This window comes from Gemmiger formicilis (assembly GCF_900167555.1).
GTDB lineage: Bacteria > Bacillota > Clostridia > Oscillospirales > Ruminococcaceae > Gemmiger > Gemmiger formicilis.
The window spans coordinates 1-6,981 of record NZ_FUYF01000045.1 but is presented as its reverse complement, the minus strand read 5'-3'; the positions used below and the strand labels follow the sequence as shown (position 1 = coordinate 6,981).

Sequence of the window (6,981 nt, the reverse complement as noted above, 5' to 3'; positions counted from 1 at the left end):
AATTTCTGCACCAGCCGTGTAACCCACAGATACCGCTGCAGCGCCTGCTCGGTTTCAAAATCTGCATCTCCGCTGATCAAAAACACCGGGTCATAGGCAGAAAAGGTCTCGCAAATCTTTTTTACGACCGGTTCCACCATGGCTGCGGGCAGTATATTCTCCGGGTGCTTTGCGGCAGCCCATGTACCGGGAACATAATTGCACCACTGCACCGCGACTGCCAGGGTGATGCCGTAGTGCGCGGCAAGGGCCGCCATACGCCCGGCACGGGCAAAATAGGCTTCGTTCAAGGTGCCGTCATAGGTAAAATGCAAGCCGTCCTGTGTGGGAAACGGATACAGTCCCAGCGTGCTGCCGCAGCGGTCCCACTGGGGCAGGGCGTTGACCTGCACAACATTGAAGCCCTGTGCCGTACGCTTTATAATATAATCCTGCCATTCGGCATCGGTCATATTGGTAAAGGCACTCCAGCAGGTATCCCCCAGCCAGAAGAAGGGAAGGCTGCCCCGTTTCAGTACGCGGTCATCCGGTGTGATTTTTGCCATACATTGTTTTCCCTCCTTTTCTGATTCTATCTTACCGGTTTACACCTCTATAAATAAGGCGGAAATTTAAGCGGAATGTGGGCAATTTAAAGGTCGTTCGGCTTTATGGTACACAAAAAAGCCCCACAGATGGCAATGTGCTGCAAACTGGCCTTGCGCGATTGTGCAAAATGCACTATACTGGCTTTTGGCGTGGGGGAATTTTAGCAGAACAAGTTAAAAACACCCACTTTGCTCTAAAAAAACCGCCTGTTTTTACCGCTTGCCATCCTGTACAATATAGACAACGAAAGGGGCAACGCCCCGATGGAAAAAGACCAAAAGACGAAAAGGAGAAAACACCATGAAAAAAGCATTGTCTGCTGCCATGGCCGCCGGTATGACCGCTGTTATGCTGGCCGGCTGCGGCTCCTCCGCATCCTCTGCTGCTGAGAGCACCGCCCCTGCCGAGAGCACCTCTGCCGCCGCTTCCACCGAGGCTGCTGCAGAAAGCGTCGTCTCCGCCCCCACTGCGCTGAGCTTTGTCTTTGCCGACGGTGATGATACCTTTAAGACCCAGATGAACAAGATCGTGGATGATTTCAACGCCGCGAACCCCGACATCACCATCACGATCGAGCCGGGCGACGGCGGCTCCTACAGCGAATTCCTGAAAACCAAGGACAGCGTCGGTGAGTTCCCTGATATGATGGAGATGCGCGACACCGCCATGTATGTCCGCGCCGGCAAAATCGCCCCGCTGAGCGATGATGTCAAGGCGCTGTTCACCTCCACTGTTGATTTTGACGGCGTGACCTACACCGCCCCCTTCTCCGGCGCCAACACGATGGGCATTATGTACAACAAGAAGTACTTTGCCGACAACGGCCTCGAGATCCCCAAGACCTGGGACGAGTTCATCACCCTCTGCCAGACCATCAAGGACAAGGGCGATATGTCTCCGCTGGTTGTCGGCGGCAGCGATGTCTGGCACATCGGCTTCCTGTATGACCTGTGCTACGCCAACGATGTGCTGGAGAGCGATCCCGACTTTATCGAGGAGTGCTACAAGGGCGAGAAGGATTTCTCTGACGCCAACTACCAGAAGGCCGTCACCGATCTGGCCGAGGTGCTGAGCTTCGCACAGGACGGCTGGGCCTCCACCCCCGATGCACAGATCACCACCTTCTTCGTCAACGATATGTCCGCGATGATGTTCTCCGGCACGCATATGTTCAGCCAGATCAACGATGCTGCCCCCGACTTTGAGTACGGCTGGTTTGCCGTGCCTGACCGCGACGGTAAGGTCAACCTGCTGGGCGGCGGCACGGCCGGCGGCTGGGCTCTGAGCGCTGAGGCTGCCAAGGACCCCGACAAGCAGGCCGCGTTCGATGCCTTCTGCAAGTATTTCTTCAGCAGCGATGTCTACGGCGCTTACTGCGAGGCCATGGCTGCCATCCCCACCACCGTGGAGACCCCGAAGATGAACACCAGCGAGCAGTTCAAGTCTGTTCTGGATGCCCTGTCCGCTGCTGATTACACCCACCTGATGTGGAACCAGGAAGTCGGCAACCGCGAGCTGCCCCCGGACTTCCGTAACTTCACCTACAAGACCTGCATTGAAGTCGCTCAGGGCTCCCGCGATGTTGCTTCTGCCTCCTCCGAGCTGCAGAAGACCTGGAATGTCGCACTCCAGAGCTTTAACCCCACCACCGGTCTCGGTGTAGAATAAGGGGCAACAGGCGCAATGATACCGGGGCGCACTTGCCAATGGGCGGTGCGCCCTTTCTGCGCCCAAAATCCGCAACCACCCTTTGAAACGGAGGGACAGCGCCATGCTGCAGAAGAAAAGAAAATTCGATACAACGGCGTTTTTGTTCATTGCGCCTGCGTTCATCCTGTTTACGGTGTTCTTGATCGTGCCTACGGTATCCAGCTTTTATTACAGCTTTACCTCGTGGGACGGCATCAACCCCAACATCAAATTCATCGGCTTTGACAACTACAAAGAGATTTTTACCAGCGCCCGCTTCGGCAATGCGCTGAAAAACACCGCGCTGCTCACCGTTGTGATCTCAATCTGTGAGAATGCTCTTGCGCTGGGTCTGGCACTGCTGGTCGATAATGTCATCAAGGGCAAAAATCTGTTCCGCGCCATCTTCTACCTGCCGGTCATTCTTTCGGGCATCGTTTCCGGCTTTATCTGGAAGATCATGTACAGCTACAACTTCGGCCCCGTCAACAAGGTGCTGGATATGATCGGCCTCGGCACACTCAAACAGGACTGGCTCGGCAACGCCGATATTGCCATCTGGGCGGTGGCCGTGGTCATGATCTGGAAGGGCGCCGGCTACTACATGATCATCTATCTGGCAGCCCTGCAGGGCGTGCCGCAGGATGTGCAGGAGGCCGCCACCATCGACGGTGCATCTGCTTTGCAGCGGTTCCGCTTCATCACGCTGCCGCTGATCTCCGGCTCCTTCACCATCTGCTTCACGCTGTCGCTGATCAATGGTCTGAAGGTCTTTGACCAGATCGCCGTTATGACGGACGGCGGCCCCGGCTTTGCGACAGAGACCATCGTCTACCTGCTGTATAAGTCCGGCTTTGGCGAGGGCCGCCAGGGCTACGGCACAGCGGTCGGCGTGGTGCTGCTGTTCATCATTCTGATCCTGAACAACATCCAGTCCGCAATTCTTCGCAAACGGGAGGTGCAGCTGTAATGGCAACACAAACTGTACAGGCAACAAACACCGCGCCTAAGAAAAAAATCAAAATTGCCCCCATCGTCTGCTTTATCGTCACGGTCATTCTGGCTGTCCTGTTCGTCTACCCGGTCTATTTCGCCGTCATCTCCGCCTTTAAGAGCAACGGCGAGATCCTGAAAGCGCCCCTCGCCTTCCCCACCGAGCTGTACCTGCAGAACTTCAAGGACCTGTTTGCCAAGACCGACTTCTTCACCGCCATCTGGCACACGGTATTTTTGACCGTTGTCAGTGAAGTGCTGATTATTTTGGTCGTGCCGCTGTCCGCCTACGCCATCGAGCGCCACCACAGCAAGGCCACCAAGTTTGTCTACGCCTACTTTACCGCCGGTATGATGATCCCCTTCCACCTGTATATGTTCCCGCTGTTCAAGGAGATGAAGGTCTTTCATATCTACGGCACGCTGTGGGGCCCCATCATCTGCTACATTGCCGGCTCTGTCGCCTTCGGCACGCTGCTGTACACGAGCTTTTTGAAGGGCGTTCCCATCGACATTGAGGAGGCCGCCAAGATCGACGGCTGCACCGAGTTCAAGGCGTTCTGGCGCGTGGTGTTCCCCCTGCTGGGACCCTGCACCGCCTCGCTGGTCGTGCTGAACGGTCTGAGCATCTGGAACGACTTCCTGATGCCGTATCTGGCACTTCCCTCCAACCAGGCCAAGACGATTACGGTTGCCGTTTACTCCTTTGTCGGTCAGTATACAGCCCGCTGGGATATCGTTTTTGCCGGTACGCTGATCTCCCTTGTGCCTGCGCTGATCATCTATGTCAGCCTGCAGAAATATTTTGTTAAGGGCATCATGTCCGGCGCCGCAAAGGGCTAAAAGCTAAAAGCCTTCCCCCACGGGGGAAGGTGCCCGAGGCCCCGCACGAGGGCGGATGAGGGCTAAGCCTGCCGGTACAGTCTGTGAACGGATGGCTTGGCAAGGCCGCCCCTCATCAGTCCGCTTCGCGGACAGCTTCCCCCACAGGGGGAAGCCTTTAAAAACGGGCCGTAATATGCTAAAATTGGGTGTGGGCACTGCGCCCGCACCCAATTTTGCTGCATCGTGAGGTTTTGTTATGGATACGCCGCGCCGTCCGCACCGCGTCAGTTTGTTTGCCAAGTTCACAGCCGTTATCCTGCTGCTGGGCATTGTACCCATCGTGCTGCTGGTCACCGTGCTGCAAAGCCGTATGCTGACCGAGTACCGCGCCAGTCTGGAGGACGCCTATCAGGATGCGATCGCCTACTCGGCCTATTCTATCCGCGTCCGGTTGGATACCTATACAGACCTGTCGAAATTCTGCTATTACTACAACTATTCCTCTCAGGGGGATTTTTCTTACGACTACGACAATTACGACAACCTGCGCAAGATCTTGTCCGGTGAGGCTTTTGCCGATGCGGACAATGCCGCTGACAGCATCCGTCACGAAATGGGGCTGTTTCTGCACTATATGAATATGACGGACGCCGATATTGAGGCCTCCCACTTTATCTATGCCCCGGCGGGTGCGGCCAAGGTGGTCAGCTACCAGCTGGGAAACTACAATAACTCCCTGTTTGACAGTGAGGCGTATCTGCAGGCGGTTGATTTTGAACATTGGGACACCGAAAGCCGCAATATGGGGCTTGTGCCCACCCACGCGCTGGATTACATCGGCTTTCGCGGCTCACGCACGCCGTATGTCTTTACCGTGGGGCGCAATTATTACGACATTACAGGCGCAGTCGGACATGAAAAATACATGGGTACGCTTTTTCTTGATCTGCGCACCGATGTGTTCGACAGGCTGTTTGCCACGCTGAACCTGACCGACGGAGGCACCGTCTATGTCACGGACGAGGCAGGGCATTGCTATTTTTCCTCCGACACGGCGCTTGTGGGCGAAACGCTGGATGTGACGGCGGAGGCACCGGCCGGCACGATGCTTTTGTCCGAGCCGATCCCTGAATACGGGCTGACCGTTTGGTGCAGCCAGAGCCGTACCCCCATCGAAACGCAGATCCGCGCCATGCAGCGGGCTGTGTGGCTGGTGGTCGCGCTGGCCGTGGCCGCACTTGTCATCGGCTCGATGTTCTTCTCCCGCAAGCTGACCCAGCCCATCCGCACTATTATGCAGCACATGGGCGAGGTCGAGTCCGGTGATTTTACCGGGCGCATCCCTGTGACCGGCAACGATGAGCTGAGCGATCTGACCGAGCGCTTCAACCAGATGAGCGCTGAGCTGGACACCTATACAAAACAGGTGTATCTGTCCAAAATCAAGCAGACCGAGGCGGAGTTGAACGCGCTGAAAAGCCAGATCTACCCCCACTTTTTGTACAACACGCTGGAGGTCATCCGCATGACCGCTGTCGGGCGCAACGACCCGATGGTGGCCGATATGATTGAAGCGCTGAGCGACCAGATACGCTATGTCATCGGCACCGTCAACGACCTTGTGCCGCTGGGGCGTGAGGTGGATATTTTGACAAAATACATCTATCTGCTCAACTGCCGGTTCAGCAACAAGGTCACCTTCTCCTACGATTGCGCGCATCTGGAAAATATCCTGATTCCCAAGCTGATTCTGCAGCCCATCGTGGAAAATTCCTTTATCCACGGCATTAAGCCGATGGACGGCCCGGGGCATATCCAGCTTATGGCCGAGCGGCTTGACAATACCGTCACCCTGACGGTCATGGATAACGGCGTCGGCATGGACGAGGATGCACTGAATAAGCTGTACACCCTGCTGGACAGTGACCAGCCCGGCCATAAAGAAAATTATGAGTGGGCGAGCATCGGACTGAAAAATGTCCATGATCGGCTGCGCTACCTCTACGGCAGCGACTACGGCATTACGCTGTACAGCACCCCCGGCGTGGGAACGGTCGTCAAGGCCACCATCCCCGCCGATCTGCAAAACCTTGCACAGGAGGAACCTCTATGCTGAAAATGCTCATTGCCGACGATGAGCCGGTCATCATCCGGGGCTTACAGATGCTGATCGACTGGGCGCAGCTTGGCATTGAGATCTGCGCCACCTGCGAAAACGGCGCCGATGCCCTGCGGGAGATCTTTGCCCAAAGCCCGGATTTGGCCCTGCTGGACATCTCGATGCCCGGCAAGACCGGCATTGAAATTTTAAAGGCGCTGCACACCGCCCAAAGCCGCACCAAGGTCATCTTTATCAGCGGCTTTCAGGATTTTTCCTACGCGCACGATGCCCTCAGCTACGGCGCGGTGGACTATCTGTTAAAGCCTGTCAAAAAGGATGACCTGCTGCGCGCCGTGGAAAAATGCCTGCCGGTGCAGCCGGAGCACAGCGCCCCGGCCCCGGCCTCCGACACGGGCAGTTACTCCGATGCGTTCAGCCGGGTGGCCGAGATGGAGCCGGCCAGCTATATTTTGGCGGCCGTTCAGCCGCTGGGGCTGACTGCCAGAAACGCCATGGAACGCCAGCTGATCGAGTTTTCAATCTTCGGCCAGCTGGACACCCTCTGCCGCCAGACCGGGCAGGGGACAGCATTCCAGAAAAAAGGGCAGTGCTATCTGCTGCTGGTCAACATGACGCAGGCGCAGGCAACCGGCTGGCTGCATGAGGCGCAGACCCTGCTGGAGCAGCGCACCAAGTGCAAGGTCGGCTTTGTGTGCAGCCCCGCCACCGCAGAGATGAGCGCCGTGCCAACCTTTACCGCCCCCTGCCGCGATGCCTGCCGCTGG

At 56.7% G+C, this 6,981-nt stretch carries 6 protein-coding genes; 5 read left to right on the top strand and 1 reads right to left on the bottom strand.

Annotated features, from left to right (window positions below):
* Window positions 1-545 (bottom strand): apiosidase-like domain-containing protein (locus B5D32_RS14105; RefSeq protein ID WP_143402794.1); only part of this gene is annotated, 545 nt, incomplete at its 3' end.
* 343 nt (window positions 546-888) lie between these two features.
* Between B5D32_RS14105 and B5D32_RS14100 the strand changes: the two genes are divergently transcribed.
* The 5 genes from B5D32_RS14100 to B5D32_RS14080 all read left to right on the top strand — a co-directional run.
* Window positions 889-2,256, top strand: coding sequence for an ABC transporter substrate-binding protein (locus B5D32_RS14100; protein ID WP_078785602.1), 1,368 nt, complete (start codon window positions 889-891; stop codon window positions 2,254-2,256).
* 103 nt (window positions 2,257-2,359) lie between these two features.
* Complete coding sequence (locus B5D32_RS14095; protein WP_078785601.1) at window positions 2,360-3,247, top strand: carbohydrate ABC transporter permease; 888 nt, start codon at window positions 2,360-2,362, stop codon at window positions 3,245-3,247.
* A complete protein-coding gene (locus B5D32_RS14090; protein ID WP_078785600.1) occupies window positions 3,247-4,113 on the top strand; it encodes a carbohydrate ABC transporter permease in 867 nt (288 codons plus the stop codon). The genes B5D32_RS14095 and B5D32_RS14090 overlap by 1 nt, the downstream gene beginning before the upstream one ends.
* Window positions 4,114-4,351: 238 nt before the next feature.
* A complete protein-coding gene (locus tag B5D32_RS14085) occupies window positions 4,352-6,211 on the top strand; it encodes a sensor histidine kinase (RefSeq protein ID WP_078785599.1) in 1,860 nt (619 codons plus the stop codon).
* On the top strand, window positions 6,205-6,981 hold a 777-nt coding region (locus B5D32_RS14080; protein WP_143402793.1), incomplete at its 3' end, for a response regulator. The genes B5D32_RS14085 and B5D32_RS14080, both read left to right, overlap by 7 nt.

Coding starts and splice junctions, on each gene's coding strand:
- B5D32_RS14100 (WP_078785602.1), top strand. CDS start 889: ATGAAAAAAGCATTGTCTGCTGCCATGGCCGCCGGTATGACCGCTGTT.
- B5D32_RS14095 (WP_078785601.1), top strand. CDS start 2,360: ATGCTGCAGAAGAAAAGAAAATTCGATACAACGGCGTTTTTGTTCATT.
- B5D32_RS14090 (WP_078785600.1), top strand. CDS start 3,247: ATGGCAACACAAACTGTACAGGCAACAAACACCGCGCCTAAGAAAAAA.
- B5D32_RS14085 (WP_078785599.1), top strand. CDS start 4,352: ATGGATACGCCGCGCCGTCCGCACCGCGTCAGTTTGTTTGCCAAGTTC.